We start from the raw sequence: 21,014 nt of genomic DNA, 5'->3' as shown, positions 1-21,014 counted from the left end.
TGGAGGCGGTTAACAATGACTGAAGAACTTACATTTGATTCTAAAAATACTCTTGCATATGAGGCAAACGCACGAGTCTCGATTCCCACATATGATACATTATTTTCGATGGTTCAATCTTATTTTCGAGCTCAATGGGGTGAAAAAGAGGCGGCATTACTCGTAGTTGGAGCAGGTGGAGGAAATGAACTTGCCGCATGGGGGCCGTCTAACCCTAAATGGACATTTACCGGAGTTGACCCTTCTAAAGAGATGCTTCAGATGGCTGAGCATAAATCGATTCAACTCGGCTTAGAAAATCGTGTCAGACTTATTCAGGGTACGATTGCTGACCTGCCACATTCAGATGCGAAGTTCGACGCAGCGAGTTGTATATTAGTTCTTCACTTCATAGACGATGTACAACAGAAGTTGGAACTGCTTAGAGCTATTAAGGATAATTTGAAGCCGGGAGCTCCATTCGTGCTTGTCAGTGCGTACGGAGATCCTGCCGAAGCCGAACTTCAAGACAGAATAAACGTATGGAAAAGTTTTTTCCATGATGTTGGGTACGAATCGTCTAAATTGGACGAGATGGGCAAAGGGATTATGAGGATCTCTTTCATTCCTGAAAAGCAGATTGAAGGATTATTAGAAGAAGCTGGTTTTACGAATAGTACCCGATTTTACTCAACGGGCCTTTTCGCGGGATGGATTTGCCATGCGAAATGATGCATCTTTTTAACAACCATAGAGAAGGGGCGCCACACACCATGATGGAATCCAAATTTGTTTTAACCGAAGTATTGTATAATAAATACAAGTACGAATCGTAAGGAGGGACACTTAATCATGACAACTTCAAAAGGAAGTTTACGGGTATGCAACAACGGGCACGAATACTATAAGAGCAGTGATTGTCCAGTCTGTCCGACCTGCGAGCAAGAGCGTAAGCCGGCTAATGGATTTCTTTCAAAGCTTTCGGCACCTGCAAGAAGAGCGTTGGAGCATCATGGCATTATAACGTTGCAAGAATTAGCCACCTATAGTGAAAAGGAAATTTTACAATTTCATGGCATTGGCCCAGCTTCTCTACCTGTACTTAGGACGTCTTTGGAGGAAAGTGGATTGACGTTTAAACGGTAAAGAGGAAAATTCTACCTTGGTGACTAACATCCCTTTTTATTCAATTTACCTATCAATTAGCAAGAAAAGAATCCATTTTGATTAATCTTTATTCAAGATGGATTCTTTTTGTTGTCCACAAAACGCTATCGACAAGCATTATGACAGTTGTAGGTTCTTAAATACTTCAAACAGAATTTCCATATCTCTCGATGATAAAGTCAATAAAATATCTACTTGCTATCGGCAGTACCTTTTTGTCCCTGTATGCCAAACTGATTGTACGAAAAACAGATGGAGAGATCGTTTTCGTTACAATGTTATACGGGCAGCGATTTAAGACAAGTTCAGGTAAAATACTCAGCCCGAGCCCTTGTTCAACCATGGCCATAATCGTATAATCGTCATGCACGCGATATTGGATATTGGGTTCTAGGTTATTTTGTTTAAAAATGGTTAACGGCTCGCTTAGTTCGCCCTCATCCAAAAGTATATAGGGGTCATTCGTTAATTCTTTCAAGGAAACATTGTGATGCGTTGCTAAAGGGTGATCCATTGGCAATACAGCAAGCATTTCATCTTTTTGTAGTGCAATGCTTGTCAAATTCGATACAGCAGTTGGATTGACAAAGCCGAAGTCTACGCTTCCTTCTTTAATCCAATTAGAAATATTCGTATATTCCCCTTGATGTAATTCAAAATGAACAGCTGGATATCGCTCCTTAAAATCCTTCATCAATCCTGGCAGCCAATTGCATGAAACGCTTGAAAACGTTCCAATTCGGATAATCCCACTTTCTAGTCCCTGCATCTCGTTATGCTTTTCAATCAATTCCCGGTGTGAATTATGTATATTCTTAATATAAGGTAAAAACTCCTCGCCATCCGGCGTCAATGCAACCCCTTTACGGGAACGCAAAATCAGCTTGGTCGAAAGCTCCTTCTCTAATGAATGGACCATTTGGCTAATAGCAGATTGTGTATAACCAAGCTCTTCAGCTGCTTTGGTAAAACTGCCTGTTTCAATAATTTTGATAAAAGCGTCATACGAATTCATTCTTTTACACTCCTTTAGATTAGTAAAACTGATATATTCATTATAAATATTAATTTTATTAATGCAAGTACAGGTGATACGATAAAGCTAATCATTAGAGTATTAGATGAAAGGTAGGACTTACAATTATGACTCAGCGACAGGCGAACTGGATTTTAGCTACAGTTTCATTCGCTTGGGGAGCCTCGTATATCTTTATGAAACTCACCGTGGATGCGATACCACCAATAACAATCATCGCTTTACGATTTGGCATTGCGTTTATCGTTATGGGAGCAATCTTCTTCAAGAAAATTATCCGTGTAGATGCTAAAACGTTGAAATACAGTGCGATTTTGGGGGTCCTGCTATGCGGAATTTTCATTGCGCTCATGTATGGCATGAAAAACACGACTGCTTCTACAGCCGGTTTCCTGACGAGTACAACAGTTATTCTCGTTCCGATTTTACAAATATTCGTTACACGTAAACTTCCAAGTAAACAAATTGTGTGGGGCGTTCTAATTGTCTCGATTGGTCTAGCATTACTACTGTTTGGAAATGATTTTACTATTGCATCTGGCACATTACTTTGTTTAGTTGCCGCCCTCCTTTATGCGGTTCATATTGTCGTTACAAACCCATCTGTACGTAAGGTTGATGCTCTGCAACTAGGGATTTATCAACTGGGATTCGCTACCTTATTTGCAGCCATTGGAACCTTTCTATTTGAAACACCTGTTTTGCCGAGCGGTGCAATTCAATGGTTTGCGATACTTGGGCTGGCACTCCTCTGCTCTGCTTACGGCTTTGTCATGCAGCCCATTGCACAAAAGTACACGACACCCGAAAGCGTCGGTTTTCTCTTTTCGCTTGAACCTGTTTTTTCAGCTATACTGGCATTCATCTTCCTGCATGAAAATATGGGGGTACAAGGCTATTTTGGCGCCATGCTTATTTTAGCCGGTGTACTCGTTGCAAACACTACATCCAAAAAACAATTGGGAAAAAATACATGTAAACTAGAGGAGATGCAATCATGAATATATTAATTATTCACGCGCACCCAGAACCCAAATCATTCAATAGTGCTTTAAAGGATCTTGCCGTTTCGGAATTAACGTCTTTAGGCCACCAAGTCAAAGTGTCGGATTTATATGCGATGAATTTCAAAGCTGTTGCTGACCGTGAGGACTTTCAATCTCTTCAAAACGACAACTTTTTAAAATATGCAGTCGAACAAAAACATGCAACGAAGACGGGTAGTTTTTCGCCGGATATTCAGGCAGAACAAGAGAAACTTCTTTGGGCAGATTTCGTTATTTTCCAATTTCCTATCTGGTGGTACTCTGTTCCCGCCATTTTAAAAGGCTGGTTTGATCGGGTGTTTGCTTCTGGTTTTATTTATTCACGAGATAATCGATATGATACTGGCGGTCTTAAAGGTAGAAAAGCAATGTTGTCTGTAACAACAGGCTCTCCTAAACATGCGTATATGCCGTATGGAATGGACGGTGATATGAATGAAAAGATACTTTATCATATTAATCATGGAATGCTTTACTTTGCTGGTTTGGAACCTGTCGAACCATTCATCTCTTGGACGCCATCACATGATGAAGAAGACCGAAAACGATATCTAGAAGAATATAAAAGACGTTTACACAATCTCACGGAAATCCCGATTATCCCATATCCTCCTACTTCCCATTATGACGAAAATCATCAATTAAAGAAGGAGTTTAGGTAGTTCTTACTGATTGCTGTTATAATAAAAGCATATAAAGATGTGATAAAGAAAGAACATTAACTAATGATCCGCAAGTCGGAAGAACATGTGAAATCGTTGACCGTCGCGATGGAAAAGATTATCGGGCAATCTGGGAGTATCTCGAAATTGACCTTCCGAAAAAATTAGTATTTACTTTCAAAATGCCGCAATTTAGTGACACGGTGATACGATTACAGTAGCGTTAAATGGGATTCAAACAAGGCTGTGAAATGACATTCTCACAAGAAATCATCGTTCCGCATGAAGAAAATTGGACACCAGCAGATATTGAAAAAGCAGTTGGTGAGTATCACGATAGCTCTGAACATGGCTGGAATTTAATGTTCATGGGCTGAATTAATTAGTGGAGACTGGAAAAGTTAGTTATCAAGGGTAACAATCGTTTAAACATTTTTTTGAAATAGAAGCCAATCCTAAATCTGCAAAACAAGAATCCCTTTTGATGAAATAGTTGTCATCAAAAGGGATTCTTTATTTTCAATTTACCATCAAAGATACCCGTTAATACGTGACTTATCCTCTTCGATGATTTCATCTTTTAAATTTTGAATGCCTACTTTTCGTCGGACATTTTTCTCTTGAATGGCAGCCAATTCTTTTCCTTCTGCAAATTCCATTGCTGCTTCGGCTGCTTCAAAATTACTAATGGTTTTCTTGAGCCTTTCTTCATTATCAGCTGGATCGTCCGGTTTAGGGGTGAACTTAGACATTGTGCTTCCTCCTTATTTTAAAAAGAATCTTCAAGAGATAGCGTGCCCCAATTTATAATAATTATTTGTGAAATGATAGTACGAACTATATGATGAGGACAATGCGCGCTCGAATGAATGCAATTGAGCTATTGTTAAACGCAACTCCTTTTTGTTCATTTTCCTTATTTTTCAGTCCAATAAGGATCTATACCGACGCAAACACGAGCCTCATTGGAAGTTAAAGAATAATAAAAATTGTGTGTTGTCACAAAAAGACTCCTTATCTCGTTCTATGTACATATGAACATAGAACGAGATTTAAAATGAAAGTATTGACATGCATCGTCGTTGGCGCCGGATATGCTGGAATCCATGTGGTGAAAGAGATTCGAAAAACATTCAAAGATAAAGTAAGTAAACACCCACTTCGGCTTATTCTAGTTGACCAAAACTCATATCACTTGCGCAAAGTATTATTGTTCAAGCCAGCTGTCACTAATGAAAACATTAAAATTCCTTTAACAAAGATGTTTCCAGATGGGGTGGAGATTGTACGGGCAATAGTTACGAAAATTGAAGCTAGGGAAAAAAAGTTGTTGTATCAAGATGCCATGGGAAATGAGAATGCGATGAACTATGACATACTCGTTATGGCGGCTGGAAGTGTAGTTCGGCAGCCTGACCGGGAACAGGGTGGAATGCCATTGGCGACGCTGGACAGCGCGTTAAAGATTAGAGGCGTATGGCTTGCCAATATGAAACAGGCTGTAACGGCAACGAGTGCGAAAGAACGTGAGCGATTGATGACCGTAGCTATTGCGGGAGCAGGCATAAGCGGCATAGAGACCGCCGCTGAATTGGCTCATTACATTCGCAAGGATGCAGAGCAGCTGGGGCTTGACCCAGAAGCGGTGAAAATCAACTTATATAATACGAATAAAAGACTTTTCCAGGATAGTCCGGCTAAGGTTGGGATGAAATTGGAACGTATTCTCCAGGACTGTGGAATAAAGGTTATCCATGGGAGCCGCGTATTTCGAGAAATGGAGGGGAAACTAACATTAGCCAGTGGTGAAACGTTGCCAGTCGGTCTATGTGTCTGGACACTAGGCTTGCTACCTAATCCGCTGATGCGAAATATCGGCATGCCGGTCACTGATGAAGGTTATGTAATTACTGATTCTAGCTATCGGGTTCAAGATGCACAAGGAGTATATAGCATTGGAGATTGTGCTAGAATTGTGGATCCACATAGCGGACGTGCGGACGGGATGACCTGCAAAGAAGCAATTGCCCAAGCGGCAAGGCTTAGCAAAATTTTGTTGGCTGACCTTGAAGGGAAATCTGCACCTTTCCATACAAGTTATATGGATTTTTTCTGCATTGGACTTGGTCCAGAGAAAGGATTGACTTGGGTACGTAAATGGGGTATTGATTTTGTTATAACAGGCAAGTTGGGATGGCGCATAAAAAAATATACATGGGATTTTGCAAGTTTTATCAAATAAAACGAATTAAGGATGGGTGGACCTGGAAAGGAAGTGATGAAGATGGATGAGCTATACACTAGGTATAAAGGATTGTTGTTTACACTTGCTTATCAGTTGACCGGATCGTCTTCTGATGCGGAGGATGTAGTGCAGGATATATTTTTGAAGGTGCATGATGTAAATCCGAAAGGTATAGCCGAGGAGCCGAAAGCCTATCTGTGTAAAATGGTAACCAATCGCTGCCGAGACCTGCACAAATCGGCGCGCAAACAGCGGGAACAGTATTTTGGGGAGTGGCTTCCGGAGCCCATTCCTACTTCGAATGATGAAATGTTTGACCATGTTGTGCGTGACGAGTTGTTGTCATATGCTATGCTGGTGCTACTTGAGAGGTTATCCCCAGCGGAGCGAGCAGTGTTCGTTCTAAGGGAAGCACTTGGCTTCGAATATGCTGCTATTGCCGAAATCATTAGTAAAACGGAGGCAAATAGCCGCAAGCTGTTCAGCCGCGCTAGAGGGAAGATGGGCATCAACTTCGAAGAGTCCGTTCGTTCTGAGTCTGTTAACGAAACATGGGTCCGTCAATTTGTGACTGCCCTCGAACAGGATAATATGGAGCAGGTCGTATCTATGCTTGCGAAGGATGTCATCTTGATTTCAGACGGAGGTGGGAAGGCGTTCGCTGCCGTTCATCCAATCAAATCACGAGATTTTGTTTCCCGTTTCCTATTTGGTCTCATTCATAAGTCAAAGCATTACGAGGAAGGCGTAAATCTTGAAATTAAAGATATTAATGATCAAACTGGGCTGATTGTACGTTCAGGAGAAGTTGTCGAAGCTGTCGTATTGATACATGTAGAAGGCACTTCAATTTGCAACATCTATTTTGTTAGGAATCCGGATAAACTGCGTCTATTCTCAACTTAACTTTTTCATGAATGCTTCACAGATTCAGGGGAGTTCGCTCAAAAGACTGCAGGTATTGTGAAACTATTCCATCCCGTCATTCAGCCCACCTCCGAACCTCCCGAATTTGAAAGTAAGTCATTCGAAATAAGAGAAAAGGAGTTGCGCAATTGTTAAGCGCAACTCCTTTTAACGTAAATACAATCTTTTCGTATTGTCATATACTTGGCGGTAGACATCATGATGCTCCATTTTTTTCAAGGAGGCAATCTTAGCAATAGAATGGTGCATCATAGTGGGATGCGTCATCGTATGTTCAAAAGGTCCAGTGAATGGCCATGGACCATCTGTTTCGACAAGTAAGCGTTCAATCGGATATTGTTCAATGAGCCGTTGGATTTCGGGTTCATAAACACAATCGGGCGTCACGGATACATAGTAACCATTGCGCATCATCCGCTCGATTGTCGACGGTGCACCCTTGAACCAATGGAAATGGGCCTGCGTCACAGAATGCCGTTCCAATAGATCACATACTATGTCAGCATCTTCGTACACAGCATGGAGCACGATCGGTTTATTCCATATGTTTGCTTGACGGATAAATGCTTCGAGTGCTTCCTCATAGGGCTCAAGCTGTAGGTCAGGATTCTTCTCCTTCAAATAATAGGGGAGTCCGACCTCCCCAATGGCAACCATCCGTTCTTTATGTATGTCCATAAAAGAAAATAGCTCTTGTAGGTCAGCATCTGAAGGTGGTCCCTGCTCGGGATGATAGCCAAAGGCGGGATGGATGCCACAATGAGCTTCCGCAAGCTTGAGATTGTTGATGCTGGAAGCGAGATCCATCGACACATTGATTAAGCCGTTTAGTGTAGAGGATGGATGTTCCAAATCGTCGATAATTGCTCTCTGTCCGGCTATATCATATTGATCAAGATGGATATGTGAATCAATGATTGGCAGTTGATTATTTTCCTCGTAGCTCATTATGGATCTCCCTTTTTAATTGCATAAATGGCTCACTCAACAACATACTTTCCGTCCGTGGTCTTGGAAAAGGAACACTAATTTCCTTTTGGATGGACGCTGGTTTATCGGAAAGAATTAAAATTCGGTCTGATAAATACAGAGCTTCTTCGATATTATGTGTAATAAATACAATCGATTTACGGTATTGCTCCCAAATAGCCAGCAGCCATTCCTGCATTTCAAATCGCGTGAATTCATCGAGTGCAGAGAATGGTTCATCTAAACAGATGATGGACTGCGGGCTGTTAAGACTGCGAATAAAGGCGACGCGCTGCTTCATACCACCGGATAATTGGTGTGGATAGGCTTGTTCATAGCCGCTTAGTCCGGCTTTTTCAATGAGTTCCAATGCAGTTGCAGTGTCTTTTTGTCCCGCAATTTCTGAACTCAGTAATACATTTTCTAAAATCGTTCGCCACGGAAACAACGAAGCATTTTGTGGCATATAGCTAATGTGGCCACGTGAGTTGTTGAGCGTGTTGCCATCTAGCATAATCTCACCGTGATCTGGTGGATACAAGCCACCAATGAGTTGAAATAATGTGCTTTTCCCGCTGCCAGACGGGCCAACAATCGTGACAAATTCGCCTTCATCGACATGAAAGGACACATCTTGTAGCACATGATGATCACCATAAGATTTTGAAATCTGCTGTAACTGTAACTTACCCATTCGATGAATTTCCTCCTTGTCGCTGCCAGCGGAATAGCCATTTTTCAATCCATGCAATGATAGCGAAAAAAGTCAAACTTAGAATCATAATGAGCAAAATGGCAACAAATACGCGATCCGTTTTAAATGAAGAAGAGGCCAGTGTCATATAAACACCGATTCCTTTATTCGCACCGAGCCATTCTGAAATAACAGCCCCCATGACACTATAGGTAGCGGCGATTTTCAGACCAGAAAATAGCGAGGGAAGGGCATAGGGCCATTGTAATTTCCAAAAGATTTGTCGATTCGATGCCCCTGTCATTTTCATATAATGCAATAGATCCCGGTCCGTTTGCCGTAAGCCATCCAATGTGGCGATGGTAATTGGGAAAAAGCACACGAGTACAATGATAATCACTTTTGGCAACATACCGAAACCAAACCAGATGACGAGTAAAGGTGCTAAAACAATGATTGGAATGTTTTGCGATAAAATCAGAAGCGGATAAAAGGCTTCCTGTAATACGGGTAGACGGAATAGCAATATAGCGACTGCTAGCCCTACGAGTATGCCAATTGTATAACCGGTAAGAGTGAGACGGATGGTCGATAAGATGTGTCCGGAATAATGCGTCCATCCGTGCATCGCCTCTTGCCATACTTGCGTAGGGACGGGGAGCAGCCATGCTGGAATATCAAATAGGCGACCTGCTATTTCCCATAAGGTAAGTAAAAGGATGATGACCAATAAAGGTCGCCATCCTTTTTTTAATAAGTGGTTCAACGGTATTTCTCCGTCAATTTGTCCATGGAAGCGCCGTCTGGCTTATAAAATATTTTTACTTGTGAAATGATGCTTAGTGAGCCTTTTTCAATCATGCGCTCATTCATTTTTTGGACAATAGCTAGCAACTCCGTCAAGTTACCTTCCATTGTCGTTTCCAGCGGTGATACTTGATAAGGGACACCTGCCTCTTCAATGACTGCAATAGCAGCATCGACGTAGGGAATCACATCTTCGCCATTTGGCGTTTTCGGTATGATTTGAATACTAACGAGTGCGTTTGTCATAATAATTCCTCCTCATTTAGGTAAAAATTCATTGGTAAATGCGTCGTCTGCGATAAATTCACCGTCGAGTAAATTGTTGTCAGTCATCCATTCTGCATAGCCTTGCCAAATTTCAAGTTTTTGTTCACCCCAGCGCGGTGCATCGTCTTGGTATTTTGATGAAATCCATTGTTGACTCGCTTTGACCAGTTCTTCATCGAGATCAGGAACCGCTTTCGATAACATCGATGCCGCTTCATCTGGATTGTCAATGGCAAATTCATAGCCTTGCTTAACTGCCTTGACAAAAGCTCGAACCGTATCTGGGTTGTCACTAATCATTTTTTCACTCGTTGTAATGACAGGCGTATAATAGTCCAGCTTGTCAGAGAAATCTTTTAAATACTGCATGTTCAAGTCAATGCCCCGTAGTTCGGCTTCAATGCCTGTCCATGCATAGTAAATCCATGCGAAGTCAATATCACGTTCGACGGCTGTGAAAAAGTCTGAATTCCCCATGTTGATAATTTCAACCTGATTGATATCAGCCTGTTCTTTGTCCATTAATGAAGAGATGACGGCTTGTTCAACTGGAGCACCCCAGCCACCATATGTTTTACCTTCGTAATCCTTCGGTGATTCAATGCCGGCTTTCTTCAAAGAGGCAAATCCCGACGTATTATGCTGGAGAATCGCCGCGATTGACACGACTGGGATCTCTTGTGCACGCGCTTCTGTAATCGTTTCTTGTGCGCTGATGCCAAATTGTGCTTTTCCTGCTGCGACAAGTTGGTCAGCACCCGCTTCACCTGGAAGCATAATTTCCACGTCAAGCCCTTGTTCTTCAAAAAAGCCTTTTTCCTGTGCAACGTACAAGCCCGTGTGGTTTGTATTGGGCGTCCAATCTAGGACAAATTGGATTTTCTCTAATTCGCCATCTTTCTTCGATTCATTACTCTTATCGGTACCACACGCCGCCAGCAACAAACAAAGCATGACGAACAACAAAACTTTTCTCAAACCTATTCCTCCTCTTGGATTCATAGCAATTACGAGTGAACGGTTGCCCAAGGAACACAAAATACATCTCTTTTGAACACAAAAATGCGTTCTCCGGGCAACCGAAGAACGCATAAACAATAGACATGGCTAATGAGTATGTTCCCTCCGCTGGTGTCAACCAGATCAGGTTCTAAGGGTCTATACTTCCAAAGTATATCTCAACCAGTTCGACTGGTCCCCCCACATAATTGTAACTGTATGAATTTTTTATGATTAGTACATCTACTACTCTGCCACATCCGTGTGAATGAAGCAAGTCCAAACTTATAGAGTAGGGGATAAGTCGTAGCATCTCTCTATGTAAGTCGCGGCACTGCCGGGAAAATCCCCAGTCGGATTATGCGTCGTATTGTTTTCCACCTTCCGTCGAAAGTGCCCCCTACGCGGGACAGAGAAGTGCCGCCCCTCTGTGATTAGTAGTATAGTCATTTATGCTAGACAATATACTTGGGAATAGAAAAAAGACCGAGCACGGAGCTCGGTCTTTTCATATACCTTATTTACGCATCTTTTTAATTTCATCAGCTACAAACTGTACGCTTGTGCCAACAATAACTTGAATACTTTGTGATCCGACAACGTTGATGCCAGGTACACCAGTAGTTTTAATTTTGCTTTGATCAACTTTATTCATATCTTTTACTTCGATACGTAAGCGTGTTGCACAATGATCGACAGAAGTAACGTTAGCGTCTCCGCCTAGACCATCATAAATTGTAGCAGCCATGCCTGAGAATTTATTGCCTCCTGCTGCAACAGCTGCGCCGTCTCCATCTTGAATATTCTCATCATCTTCACGACCAGGAGTTTTCAGGTTGAATTTGACGATTAAGAAACGGAAAATCACATAGTAGATAACTGCAAACACTAAACCTTGAACGATTAACATGAAAGGTTGGTTGGCAATAGGTATTTTTAAACTCAAGACAAAGTCGACCAAACCAGCGCTGAAACCGAATCCGGCTGTCCATTGGAACGAAGCAGCGATGAATAGAGATAGACCTGTTAAAGCAGCATGCACTACATAAAGTGCAGGTGCTAAGAACATAAATGCAAATTCGATTGGTTCAGTAACACCTGTGAAGAATGCAGCAAAACCTGCTGCTAGCATTAATGATGCAGTTTGTTTTTTACGTTTTGTTTTAGCGGTATGATACATGGCAAGAGCAGCGGCCGGTAGACCAAACATCATAATAGGGAAGTAACCTGCTTGGTACATACCAGTAATACCTTTTGTACCATTACTAGCCCAGAAGTTAGGGATATCATTAATACCTGCAACGTCAAACCAGAAAACAGAGTTCAAAGCATGGTGTAAACCAGTTGGGATCAATAGACGGTTGAAGAAACCATATAGACCCGCACCAACAGCGCCAAGTCCACTAATTGCTTCACCGAAGTTAACCAATCCAGTATAAACAACTGGCCAGATAAAGAATAGTGCTGCAGAAGCAACTAGCATAGAAGCAGCTGTCATAATCGGAACTAATCGTTTACCACTAAAGAACGCCAATGCGGTTGGCAATTGAACATGACTAAAGCGATTGTACATAGCAGCAGCGATAAGACCAGAAAGAATACCGATAAATTGGTTAGCAATTTTTCCGAAGGCAGCATTTACTTCGGTAGGATCAATACCAAGCAGCATAGCTACAGTGTCAGTTGCTAGCAGTGTTGTGACAACTAGGAAACCGACTAAACCACTTAATGCGGCAGAGCCATCCTTATCCTTGGACATCCCAAGCGCGACACCGACGGCAAATAGGATAGACATATTGTCAATAATCGAGCTACCAGCCTTAATTAAGAAAGCGGCTGCTACGTTGCCAGAACCCCAACCAGTAGGGTCAATCCAGTACCCAATACCCATCAAAATAGCAGCTGCAGGTAATACAGCCACCGGTAGCATTAAAGAGCTTCCCAGCCTTTGAAAATATTTCATCATGATAAATCCACCCCTGTTTCTTGTTTTTTAAAATCGGAAAATAAAATATGATGACAAATCATGTTGCTACGGTTTTCGCAACCGTTCAATATGCAGTGCGATATAGCCTAATTCTTGTTCAGGTAAATCAACTTCATGTTCAGCGACTAATTCCTTCGCGACTTCGACTGCACAATTATAGGAAAGGGGAAACTTCTTTTTAATCATCACAAGCATTTCCTCATCCATTGTGTGCACGCCATAATTATTCATTCTTGCTAAGGTAAAGCGGAGATGCGTGATAAGACGATGGTAGGAAATGTCATCCTCTTCAATCGTAATCGTTAAATGCTTCTTGATTGACTGAACCATGTCTCGGATAATCGTTGTCTGCCGGACGGTATCGTGTAAATCACCTCCTTGTGGCTTCATCGTATGGATGTGTAGCGCAATAAAAGCCGCTTCGTCTTCAGGCATTTCTACCTGGCATTTCTCTTTTATATGTTGGATTGCCCAAAGACCAATTTCAAATTCTCTTCTGTAAAGGATTTTGATTTCATGTAATAGCTTATTATTTAAATGAATACCGTCCCTTACCCTTTCAATTGCAAAGGATAGGTGATCCGTTAAGACGATATGAATATGTTCGTTTAACTTGGTACCCATATGATCTTCTGCGTATGTAATGATTTCCTCAGAGATGGTAAAATGCTCTTCCGGAATTCGACTCAGCAGTTGCTGGAGCTTATCATTTTCTCTCATAACAAATATTTTTTCGATTTTGTCAGGGCTGACGATATCATTACGCTTTTTATTGAAAGCGATACCAGCACCAATCGCAATTTTTTCACGCTCACCGTCAAGGACGACAACAGCGTTATTATTGAGAATTTTTTTTACCTTCAACTGAAGGACACCTCCTCATTTAGTAGATTTACCTACGTTTGGCAAATCATTTAATACTGAAAACGAAGCTTCAACTACAGAAGTCTAGTCCTTTAGTAAGAAAGGCGGACCTTCAAACTAGGTACCCAACTTAATGAATCATCAAACTTCTGCTGAATGAAGCTAAGCTTTCAGTGGAAGTGTGTTATTTATTAGAAACAGTCATTACTAAGGTTTTCCCAGCAATGCCATCTTTCGTATGAGTGCATTGTATAGCCTTTTCACTGCTATTCGTAATGATAATTGGTGTGACAATACTTGTCGCATGTTCACGGATATAGTCTAAATCGACTTCGATAAGCGGTTGTGCAAGTGAAACGTTGTCACCAGTTTCTACTAAAGCTTTAAATCCCTTTCCTTGCAAAGTGACCGTTTCCAACCCGATGTGAATTAAAATTTCTGTACCATCACTTGTTCGGAGTCCGATTGCATGTTTCGAGTCAGAGATTAAAACGACTGTACCTTCAACAGGTGAGCGGAAAGTACCTTCAGTAGGAATGACAGCAACACCTTCACCCATCATTTTTTGACTGAATACTGGGTCGGGCACTTGGTCGAGTGGGATGATTTCTCCGTTAACGGGTGCGAAAATCTCTAATTTACGTTTTTTGAATAGGCCTGATAGCATGACTATTAACTCCTTTATAGTTGTGGGTATGAAGAATCAAAGGATCCACAGTTCATTATATTTTATCAATGAGAAATACAGAACATAAAAAGGCATGGGGTAACTGCGAAAGATAATTAAACCTTTCTCTGTTTACCACCATGCCTGATCGTATCAGTAACATGTGATCCGCTATTGAACTTCTAATTCGATAGTAGCACTTACATTTGGAAAATGCAATAGATGGATGAACTTTTTTTCGAAATCGTAAGTTTGTCGCACTATTTTATTCGAAAAACATTGCGGTAACAACAGATGTATTTTGTAGTTCCTTAGGCTTGAATTGAGCGATTAAGGGGCATGCTTGTATCGTGGAAAACTGAAGGAGGTATAGCACTGATGTCAATTAATAAAGAATTACAGGCCCTGAAAGAATTTAAGGGTACAAGTCGTTGTGTGTTAAGTGCATATGTCAATACGAATCCAGCCGATCCAGATCAGCTAAAAGGAGCATGGAGAATCCATTTAAAAAGTGGTTTGAAGCGAATCGAAGAATATATAACTGCTTCTAAGGACGACAATGAACTGAAGGCGTTTAAAGTAGTGAAGGAAAAAGTTATGAAAGAAATCGAGGATCATCAGAATGAATTACACAAAGGCGTCGTGATTTTTGCTTCAGAAAATCCTCGTTTGTGGTCGGTTCACTATGTACAGGTGCATGTACGAACGAGCTTTCATTGGGAGGATCATCCAGTAGTTGAAGAGATGGAATATATGTATAAGGCGTATCCAGAAGCCGGAATTGTCTTACCAAGTTTTGGGGAAGTACGTATACTAGATACGGCAATGGGCTTTTTGAATGATGAACTGATTTATGATTTCGAGCCAAATCTTCAGGGATGGGGTGATCGGAAGAAAGTGACAAAAGATGATCATCCTTCAATTGGAAGTAGTAAAGTAGACCAATTAGAACCTCGATTAAAAGAAAATTTGGGTCGCTTCTATAAAGGAATGGGTGAGATTGTGGATAAATTAAAGAAAGAACGTGGCTGGAAAGAGATTCATGTAGCTGGAGAAGCAGAATTGGCAAATGCCTTTGCTGAAATTTTGCGTGAAAAACCAGCAAGTTGTATTCACAAAAACCTAAACAACAGCAAGCCTTATGAAGTGCTGCATCAAATTTTTGAAAAATAATTATGTTCATCAAAAACTAACTTTCTCATTTTGTGAGGGGGTTAGTTTTTATTCTATCTGAAAATAGTTAAGGCATCCATGAATTCCTAAAGCGGGTTGAGAACACCTTGCCCATTAGACGAATATCATAGCAATGGATAAAGAAATGGGATAAAGTTTTGCCTGCTTTATGAAGAAGGGATGTGTGGGTGATGCAAATTTTTTATACAGTTCGTCAGGACGATACGATAAGTCAAATCGCCGAGCGCTGGGGGCTACCAATAACATCGTTGATTGCGGCGAACAATTTGATGCCACCGTATGCGCTCTCTATTGGGCAGCAATTGTCCATACCGCCTGGTGTTGATATATACCGTGTCCAGTCGGGCGATTCCGTATACAGGATTTCCCAACAATATGGTGTGCCAGTGGCGTTAATTGCCGAGGTGAATAGGTTAATGCCGCCGTATATTCTCCAAGTTGGTCAATTATTAAGAGTTCCGCCAGGTGTACCTTATTATGTTGTTCAGTCGGGGGATACATTGAATGGTATTGCTCGCCGTTACAATGTGGTACCGGCGGGTCAAAGTGGTTCGGAGTTGATTCAGAAGGTAAACGAACTTCCATCCACCGTGATTCAAGTCGGGATGAAGTTGAGCATTCCTTATGCCTTTGCTGGTGATTATGGTTTTATTGCTTATACATCCAATCGTGGAGGACAGTTCGATATTTGGACGATGAATTTACGTACGAGTGAGCAAAAGCAACTGACAAATGGAATAGGGGATGTTTTGTCACAACCGATGTGGTCACCCGATAGTAATCGGATTGCTTTTGTCGGAGAAAATAGGGTTCTCTATATTATTTACGTCACGACCGGACAAATCGCAGGGGTCGATCAGTTGGATGAAGGCGGAGATTTTAGTCTTGATTGGTCCCCGGATAGTTCCAGCGTGGCGTATACCGCTCGGGGCAACATTATGCTCTATAACGCTACGCTACATGCGGCGAAAATGATTGCACAGCCACAGGCATCTAACGTTGGATGGTTTCCAACTGGTACGGAATTGCTGTTTCAAGCGCCCGATGATTCAGGCACAAGTCAACTATTTCGAATCGCAACAGATGGTACCGATAGGCGACAAATTACCCGAAATACAGAAGGCCCTCTCCATGATGCACGTCTTTCTCCGGATGGAACTTTTGCCCTGTACACCACACCGGGTGCTAGTATTTCAATCATTTACACAGTAGAGCTTGCAACAGGACGTGTATTTGAAATAAAAGGCGGTCCATTGGCTAAAAATAATAATCCGACCTGGTCTCCAGATTCATTACAGATTGTCTATAGTGCAACGGCGTTTGACGATAGAGGGTATTTTTCACAACTGAGAACGGTTGAACGACAGGGAGAAAATGATCGAGTTTGGGCCATTTCGAATTGCTTTTCAACACCCGTAACCTGGTCCCCAGATGGTACAACAATTGGGTATTTATCTGGATGTCAGGAACAGCAAGCTGCCAATGAAATTTGGGTTATTAATCTAGCCCACCCTGCTCCGATTCAGCTTCTAGAAGGGGAGACAATACTTGCATTGCAGTGGTCTCCAAAACCTATTATAGATTTGGAAAAACAGGAGTTTACGAGCGAAGTTTTTGGAGTGAATTTTCAATACCCAGCGACTTGGCAAAGGGTAAATGATGTGAGATACGAAGGGGTTGATGGATTTTTTCAAATATCTGCTCTTTTCGGATCAGATAATATTGAGGAAGTTTGCCAAGCGGAAGCTTTCCAACAATTGATGCCCTATGGCTCGACGCCTCGAATGATACAATCAGAAAATCCGTACGAACAGACATGTACAATCTTGCCTTCCAGTGATCAGCCAGCGGAGATGATGGGGCAGGCCGCTTATATTGCAGCCTACCCAAGCCCGATGACAATCGATGGAATGAATTATAATTATTTTATCCTTTGGGCGGATAAGGAGCATATTGAAGACATAGTTTCTACTTTATTATTTTTGCCATAAAAATACGAAAAAAGCGTGCTCCTTTACGAAGGACCACGCTTTTTTCAATCCCCGCTAAGGGGGTGCACTCGGAAAATTTGATTATTTTTCATTACACAAACTGTTTTTCGACGATCTTGTTATACTCGTCAGTGCAGTTTGATAGGGCTGATCTGCGAAGCCACATGAACTGGATCGTCACAAGTAGTGAGGTGTGATCGTTTCCTGATGCAGTCAGTGTTCAAGTTGCACTTTCACAAAAAACTTATCTTTTACTGCTCGGTGTAACACTTGCTGACTAACCAATTTATTCGGTTTACAACTTGGTGAAAGGAATCCCAATAATAAATCTGATTCCTGACGAGTGTACCTTGCTAGCAAAACAAATTTTCCGCCAAGGCTGTGCAGTTCATCCGAAAAGTTAGTTTGTAGGTAGCTCGTCTACAAGTCTACATCTTCGGTTGTTTCACCTTGTAGTCTTTGTATACCCGGATGGAATAAAGATAAACCACTTGTTATAAAATTTTTTTTGGAGAATTGAATTCGAACCATATTCGATTCTACTTTCAATCATAGGCAACGAATCCCTAATCTAGATGCTAATGCAGATAATCATAATCACTCTTCAATCATCTCTTCATTGCTTGCGCCGGGTGGGACAATTGGGTAGACATTGGCTTCTTCGATTACTTCAAATTCCATAATAACTGGGCCATCAATGACGAAAGCCATCTTAATAATTGTTTCTGCTTCTTTTAAAGTGCTGGCAGACAAGCCGTGCGCACCAAATGTTTTAGCCATAGCCGCAAAATCGGGTGAACTAATCCGTACCGCAGAATAGCGATTATTGAGGAATAGCTGTTGCCATTGTCTGACCATACCAAGATAACCGTTTTTAAGAATAGCTACTTTGACGTTTAGACCAAGGTCAACGGCTGTCATGATTTCCTGTACATTCATTTGAAAGCTACCGTCCCCACTAATACAGACGACTTGTCTGTTAGGGAAGGCTACAGCGGCGCCGATTGCGGCAGGGAAGCCATAGCCCATCGTGCCGAGTCCACCCGATGTTAGAAAGGAGCGCGGTGTGCCAAATTGATAATGATGCGCTGTCCAAATTTGGTGTTGACCAACGTCAGTTGAGATAATTGCATCGCTGTTTGTTGCATTGTCGAGACAACGAATTACTTCTTGCGGCGTCAATTGTCCATCTTCTGAAGGTTTGAACGCCGGGGCGTGTTTGGCCCATGTGTTGATCTTGTCATGCCAAGCAGTATGATTTAGCTTGGGAATTCGATCAAGTATCCCCGATAATGCCTGTTCTACGGAGCCTTGCAGGGCGATATCAATTTCAATATTTTTATTTAACTCAGCATTATCAATATCGATTTGTATTTTAAAGGAATCGGGAGAGAAAGCTTTACGATTTCCCGAAACACGATCACTAAAGCGTACGCCAAGGCAAACAATGACATCTGCTGCTTGAATCGCGCGATTAGCCGCCACGGTTCCATGCATTCCAAGCATCCCGAGATGTAAGGGATGTTCGGATGGAAAAGCACCAATCCCCATTAAGGTAGCCACGACAGGAAAGTTACAGCGACTAATTAATTCTTGAAGCAAGCTAGAACTTTTTCCTGCTAAACTACCTCCACCTACTATTAATATAGGTTGTTTTGCTGTCACCAAGCGTTTGGTGATTGCCTCGAGTTTAGCATCGTTTATTTTGATGTTTGGTGTATAACCTTCTATATAAATAGATTGTTTCCCAGTATTTTCAAAAGGAGATTCAAGTAATGCTGTCATAATATCCTTGGGTAAATCTATGAGCACGGGACCAGGGCGACCCGTTGTTGCGATATGGAAGGCTTCTCTAATAATACGTGGTAAATCAGTTGGATCTGTCACAATATAATTTTGTTTTGTGACGGACATCGTCATACCGAAAATATCAACTTCTTGAAAGCTATCTAGGCCAAGTAGATGTGTCGGAACTTGACCGGTCAGGACGATCATTGGAACAGAATCCATATAGGCTGTCGCAATCCCTGTAATGGTGTTCGTCGCACCTGGTCCACTTGTTACCAACGTGACACCTGGCTTTCCTGTCGCTCGAGCGTAACCATCTGCAGCATGAGCCGCCGCTTGTTCATGCCGCACAAGTACATGCTGAATGCTATCACAATCAAATAAGGCATCATAAACAGGTAAGACTGCGCCACCGGGATAGCCAAAAATCGTGTCGACCTCCTGCTCTAGTAATAGTTGGATTAACATTTCAGCCCCATACAAAATAGATCACTCCCACATAGTTGTTTTTTAGATGAATAGTACTTTATCAGAACATTCGGAAAGATATTGTGATTTAAATCACAATCTTTGTTTTGAATAAAAAGTGAAAAAATGTTCATTCTACTATAGAAAAGAAAAATGAAGGAGGACATTTGATGAAAAAGCTTTCAATTATTACTGCTGCCCTGATCCTTAGTCTTTCGCTGATGGGTTGCGGTATGAATAAATCAAAAGACAATGCCGCGAATAATAATGTAGAGGACAAGGTGACAGACCAAGCAGAAACAGATATGACGACAAATGATGATGTAGTCAATAATGAAGAGAATCGACTAGAAGTAGCGGATGATGCCGCAGACCGTATTGCGGAAATGGAGGAAGTAGAAAGTGCTAATGTCATTGTCACAGACCATAACGCCTACGTCGCGGTTGTCTTGCATGAAGGAGTAGAAGGGACAACGCAAGTCGAGGATAAAATTGCGGAAAAAGCTAGGGAGGCTAACGCAGATTTTAACAATGTTTATGTGTCGATGAATCCAGACTTTGTTAAACAAACCACCGATTATGGAAATAAAATAAGAGCAGGTGAACCAGTAGAAGGACTCTTCGAGGAGTTTTCGGATACGGTCAAAAGAGTTTTTCCGGACGCTCATTAAAAATTGGATAAATAATCCAAATAATGGAATTAGAAGGAGTAAATTGTGGAATGTCAAGAGTTTCTACCTATATTCCTGAAAAAATAACGCAATTACGACAAATTTGTGACACTTCGCATTTTTTCCACCAATCGACAATATTTTCGCTTTAGTTGTTGTACGATAAGCAGGTTGCTTCAGACCAATCAAAGAACTCACAACTAGATTGAAGTAGAATAAATTATATGGAGGAAGAGTTGTGAAAATCGTATTAAGGAAAAAAGTATTGTCAATGAAGATTCGTAATAAAAGAAAAATAATGTATTTGAAGGCCGAACAATACGGCTTTACTCATCCTGAAGTTGTTGCTTACAGCCAAGACTTAGACGTTTTACTAAATAGATATCAAAAAATTGTATCGTAAATGGAAAACGATTAGCCTCTTTGCGAAGGGAGCTAATCGTTTTTTTATTGTCAATAAGAAACGATTGTATATTTATTCGTAAAATGTATGATTATTAATGATGGTGAAAAAAGAAAATGAAAGCGCTTTAATTATCTAAACATTTTAAATAGTGGTTGACTAGCACATTTGAACAGTGTACGA

Annotated in this window: 23 protein-coding genes and 1 riboswitch; of the genes, 12 read left to right on the top strand and 11 right to left on the bottom strand. The window is 41.4% G+C overall.

Going from position 1 to position 21,014, the window contains the following annotated elements; translation table 11 throughout:
- The first annotated feature begins 15 nt into the window (after positions 1–15).
- Both R2B77_RS08185 and R2B77_RS08180 read left to right on the top strand, forming a co-directional pair.
- Entirely contained in the window at positions 16–711 is a 696-nt protein-coding gene (locus R2B77_RS08185) for a class I SAM-dependent methyltransferase (protein WP_203246368.1), read from the top strand.
- A 120-nt stretch (positions 712–831) separates the two neighbouring features.
- Complete coding sequence (locus tag R2B77_RS08180) at positions 832–1,125, top strand: RNA polymerase alpha subunit C-terminal domain-containing protein (protein ID WP_203246369.1); 294 nt, start codon at positions 832–834, stop codon at positions 1,123–1,125.
- 166 nt (positions 1,126–1,291) lie between these two features.
- Here the strand turns inward: R2B77_RS08180 and R2B77_RS08175 are convergent, their stop codons facing one another.
- The gene (locus tag R2B77_RS08175) at positions 1,292–2,161 is read right to left on the bottom strand and encodes a LysR family transcriptional regulator (protein ID WP_203246370.1); all 870 of its coding nucleotides are present in this window, start codon (positions 2,159–2,161) and stop codon (positions 1,292–1,294) included.
- 128 nt (positions 2,162–2,289) lie between these two features.
- Here R2B77_RS08175 and R2B77_RS08170 point away from each other — a divergent pair, with 128 nt between their 5' ends.
- From R2B77_RS08170 to R2B77_RS17970, 4 genes are all read left to right on the top strand, one after another.
- The gene (locus R2B77_RS08170; RefSeq protein ID WP_203246372.1) at positions 2,290–3,183 is read left to right on the top strand and encodes a DMT family transporter; all 894 of its coding nucleotides are present in this window, start codon (positions 2,290–2,292) and stop codon (positions 3,181–3,183) included.
- Positions 3,180–3,890 carry an NAD(P)H-dependent oxidoreductase gene (locus R2B77_RS08165; protein ID WP_203246374.1) on the top strand — a complete coding sequence of 237 codons (711 nt, stop codon included), beginning with the start codon at positions 3,180–3,182 and terminating at the stop codon, positions 3,888–3,890. The genes R2B77_RS08170 and R2B77_RS08165 overlap by 4 nt, the downstream gene beginning before the upstream one ends.
- A 92-nt stretch (positions 3,891–3,982) precedes the next feature.
- Complete coding sequence (locus R2B77_RS17975) at positions 3,983–4,111, top strand: SRPBCC family protein (RefSeq protein WP_203246590.1); 129 nt, start codon at positions 3,983–3,985, stop codon at positions 4,109–4,111.
- 6 nt (positions 4,112–4,117) lie between these two features.
- The gene (locus R2B77_RS17970) at positions 4,118–4,267 is read left to right on the top strand and encodes a hypothetical protein (RefSeq protein ID WP_203246376.1); all 150 of its coding nucleotides are present in this window, start codon (positions 4,118–4,120) and stop codon (positions 4,265–4,267) included.
- Between the two features lie 153 nt (positions 4,268–4,420).
- Here the strand turns inward: R2B77_RS17970 and R2B77_RS08155 are convergent, their stop codons facing one another.
- A complete protein-coding gene (locus R2B77_RS08155; protein ID WP_203246377.1) occupies positions 4,421–4,642 on the bottom strand; it encodes a hypothetical protein in 222 nt (73 codons plus the stop codon).
- A 305-nt stretch (positions 4,643–4,947) separates the two neighbouring features.
- On the opposite strand from R2B77_RS08155, the gene R2B77_RS08150 reads away from it, so the two are divergent.
- Positions 4,948–6,132 (top strand): NAD(P)/FAD-dependent oxidoreductase, encoded by a 1,185-nt coding sequence (locus tag R2B77_RS08150; protein WP_203246379.1) that lies wholly within the window; start codon positions 4,948–4,950, stop codon positions 6,130–6,132.
- A 42-nt stretch (positions 6,133–6,174) separates the two neighbouring features.
- On the top strand, positions 6,175–7,041 hold the full coding sequence (sigJ, locus tag R2B77_RS08145; protein WP_203246380.1) for an RNA polymerase sigma factor SigJ: 867 nt from the start codon (positions 6,175–6,177) through the stop codon (positions 7,039–7,041).
- Between the two features lie 168 nt (positions 7,042–7,209).
- Here sigJ and R2B77_RS08140 read toward each other — a convergent pair whose 3' ends face one another.
- From R2B77_RS08140 to R2B77_RS08105, 8 genes are all read right to left on the bottom strand, one after another.
- Positions 7,210–8,010 carry a TatD family hydrolase gene (locus R2B77_RS08140; protein WP_203246382.1) on the bottom strand — a complete coding sequence of 267 codons (801 nt, stop codon included), beginning with the start codon at positions 8,008–8,010 and terminating at the stop codon, positions 7,210–7,212.
- Positions 7,991–8,725, bottom strand: coding sequence for an ABC transporter ATP-binding protein (locus R2B77_RS08135; protein ID WP_203246383.1), 735 nt, complete (start codon positions 8,723–8,725; stop codon positions 7,991–7,993). The genes R2B77_RS08140 and R2B77_RS08135 overlap by 20 nt, the downstream gene beginning before the upstream one ends.
- Complete coding sequence (locus R2B77_RS08130; protein WP_203246384.1) at positions 8,718–9,491, bottom strand: ABC transporter permease; 774 nt, start codon at positions 9,489–9,491, stop codon at positions 8,718–8,720. The genes R2B77_RS08135 and R2B77_RS08130 overlap by 8 nt, the downstream gene beginning before the upstream one ends.
- Entirely contained in the window at positions 9,488–9,778 is a 291-nt protein-coding gene (locus R2B77_RS08125; protein ID WP_203246385.1) for a thiamine-binding protein, read from the bottom strand. The genes R2B77_RS08130 and R2B77_RS08125 overlap by 4 nt, the downstream gene beginning before the upstream one ends.
- Positions 9,779–9,790: 12 nt before the next feature.
- Positions 9,791–10,801 carry an ABC transporter substrate-binding protein gene (locus R2B77_RS08120; protein ID WP_404830745.1) on the bottom strand — a complete coding sequence of 337 codons (1,011 nt, stop codon included), beginning with the start codon at positions 10,799–10,801 and terminating at the stop codon, positions 9,791–9,793.
- A 101-nt stretch (positions 10,802–10,902) separates the two neighbouring features.
- A riboswitch (TPP riboswitch) is annotated at positions 10,903–11,011 on the bottom strand.
- 304 nt (positions 11,012–11,315) lie between these two features.
- Entirely contained in the window at positions 11,316–12,764 is a 1,449-nt protein-coding gene (gene nagE, locus R2B77_RS08115) for an N-acetylglucosamine-specific PTS transporter subunit IIBC (RefSeq protein ID WP_203246387.1), read from the bottom strand.
- A gap of 66 nt (positions 12,765–12,830) precedes the next feature.
- Complete coding sequence (locus R2B77_RS08110) at positions 12,831–13,649, bottom strand: PRD domain-containing protein (RefSeq protein WP_203246388.1); 819 nt, start codon at positions 13,647–13,649, stop codon at positions 12,831–12,833.
- Between the two features lie 184 nt (positions 13,650–13,833).
- A complete protein-coding gene (locus R2B77_RS08105; RefSeq protein ID WP_203246389.1) occupies positions 13,834–14,316 on the bottom strand; it encodes a PTS sugar transporter subunit IIA in 483 nt (160 codons plus the stop codon).
- Positions 14,317–14,694: 378 nt separating this feature from the next.
- Between R2B77_RS08105 and R2B77_RS08100 the strand changes: the two genes are divergently transcribed.
- The gene (locus R2B77_RS08100) at positions 14,695–15,489 is read left to right on the top strand and encodes a VLRF1 family aeRF1-type release factor (RefSeq protein WP_203246390.1); all 795 of its coding nucleotides are present in this window, start codon (positions 14,695–14,697) and stop codon (positions 15,487–15,489) included.
- A gap of 191 nt (positions 15,490–15,680) precedes the next feature.
- A complete protein-coding gene (locus R2B77_RS08095) occupies positions 15,681–17,501 on the top strand; it encodes a LysM peptidoglycan-binding domain-containing protein (protein WP_203246391.1) in 1,821 nt (606 codons plus the stop codon).
- A gap of 597 nt (positions 17,502–18,098) precedes the next feature.
- Here the strand turns inward: R2B77_RS08095 and ilvB are convergent.
- Positions 18,099–19,757, bottom strand: coding sequence for a biosynthetic-type acetolactate synthase large subunit (ilvB, locus tag R2B77_RS08090; protein ID WP_212391190.1), 1,659 nt, complete (start codon positions 19,755–19,757; stop codon positions 18,099–18,101).
- 170 nt (positions 19,758–19,927) lie between these two features.
- Here ilvB and R2B77_RS08085 point away from each other — a divergent pair, with 170 nt between their 5' ends.
- Complete coding sequence (locus tag R2B77_RS08085) at positions 19,928–20,428, top strand: YhcN/YlaJ family sporulation lipoprotein (protein ID WP_203246393.1); 501 nt, start codon at positions 19,928–19,930, stop codon at positions 20,426–20,428.
- Positions 20,429–20,666: 238 nt separating this feature from the next.
- Positions 20,667–20,831, top strand: a complete 165-nt coding sequence (locus tag R2B77_RS08080) for a Spo0E family sporulation regulatory protein-aspartic acid phosphatase (RefSeq protein WP_203246394.1) — start codon at positions 20,667–20,669, stop codon at positions 20,829–20,831.
- Positions 20,832–21,014: the final 183 nt, after the last annotated feature.

It is taken from the genome of Sporosarcina beigongshangi, from assembly GCF_033485195.1.
In the GTDB taxonomy this organism is placed as follows: domain Bacteria; phylum Bacillota; class Bacilli; order Bacillales_A; family Planococcaceae; genus Sporosarcina; species Sporosarcina beigongshangi.
This window is presented reverse-complemented; position numbering and strand designations above follow the sequence as displayed.

Bases quoted from the DNA above. Each gene is read 5' to 3' on its own strand.
- R2B77_RS08185 (WP_203246368.1), top strand. From the start codon at position 16: ATGACTGAAGAACTTACATTTGATTCTAAAAATACTCTTGCATATGAG.
- R2B77_RS08180 (WP_203246369.1), top strand. From the start codon at position 832: ATGACAACTTCAAAAGGAAGTTTACGGGTATGCAACAACGGGCACGAA.
- R2B77_RS08175 (WP_203246370.1), bottom strand. From the start codon at position 2,161: ATGAATTCGTATGACGCTTTTATCAAAATTATTGAAACAGGCAGTTTT.
- R2B77_RS08170 (WP_203246372.1), top strand. From the start codon at position 2,290: ATGACTCAGCGACAGGCGAACTGGATTTTAGCTACAGTTTCATTCGCT.
- R2B77_RS08165 (WP_203246374.1), top strand. From the start codon at position 3,180: ATGAATATATTAATTATTCACGCGCACCCAGAACCCAAATCATTCAAT.
- R2B77_RS17970 (WP_203246376.1), top strand. From the start codon at position 4,118: ATGGGATTCAAACAAGGCTGTGAAATGACATTCTCACAAGAAATCATC.
- R2B77_RS08155 (WP_203246377.1), bottom strand. From the start codon at position 4,642: ATGTCTAAGTTCACCCCTAAACCGGACGATCCAGCTGATAATGAAGAA.
- R2B77_RS08150 (WP_203246379.1), top strand. From the start codon at position 4,948: ATGAAAGTATTGACATGCATCGTCGTTGGCGCCGGATATGCTGGAATC.
- sigJ (WP_203246380.1), top strand. From the start codon at position 6,175: ATGGATGAGCTATACACTAGGTATAAAGGATTGTTGTTTACACTTGCT.
- R2B77_RS08140 (WP_203246382.1), bottom strand. From the start codon at position 8,010: ATGAGCTACGAGGAAAATAATCAACTGCCAATCATTGATTCACATATC.
- R2B77_RS08135 (WP_203246383.1), bottom strand. From the start codon at position 8,725: ATGGGTAAGTTACAGTTACAGCAGATTTCAAAATCTTATGGTGATCAT.
- R2B77_RS08125 (WP_203246385.1), bottom strand. From the start codon at position 9,778: ATGACAAACGCACTCGTTAGTATTCAAATCATACCGAAAACGCCAAAT.
- R2B77_RS08120 (WP_404830745.1), bottom strand. From the start codon at position 10,801: ATGAATCCAAGAGGAGGAATAGGTTTGAGAAAAGTTTTGTTGTTCGTC.
- nagE (WP_203246387.1), bottom strand. From the start codon at position 12,764: ATGATGAAATATTTTCAAAGGCTGGGAAGCTCTTTAATGCTACCGGTG.
- R2B77_RS08105 (WP_203246389.1), bottom strand. From the start codon at position 14,316: ATGCTATCAGGCCTATTCAAAAAACGTAAATTAGAGATTTTCGCACCC.
- R2B77_RS08100 (WP_203246390.1), top strand. From the start codon at position 14,695: ATGTCAATTAATAAAGAATTACAGGCCCTGAAAGAATTTAAGGGTACA.
- R2B77_RS08095 (WP_203246391.1), top strand. From the start codon at position 15,681: ATGCAAATTTTTTATACAGTTCGTCAGGACGATACGATAAGTCAAATC.
- ilvB (WP_212391190.1), bottom strand. From the start codon at position 19,757: ATGTTAATCCAACTATTACTAGAGCAGGAGGTCGACACGATTTTTGGC.
- R2B77_RS08085 (WP_203246393.1), top strand. From the start codon at position 19,928: ATGAAAAAGCTTTCAATTATTACTGCTGCCCTGATCCTTAGTCTTTCG.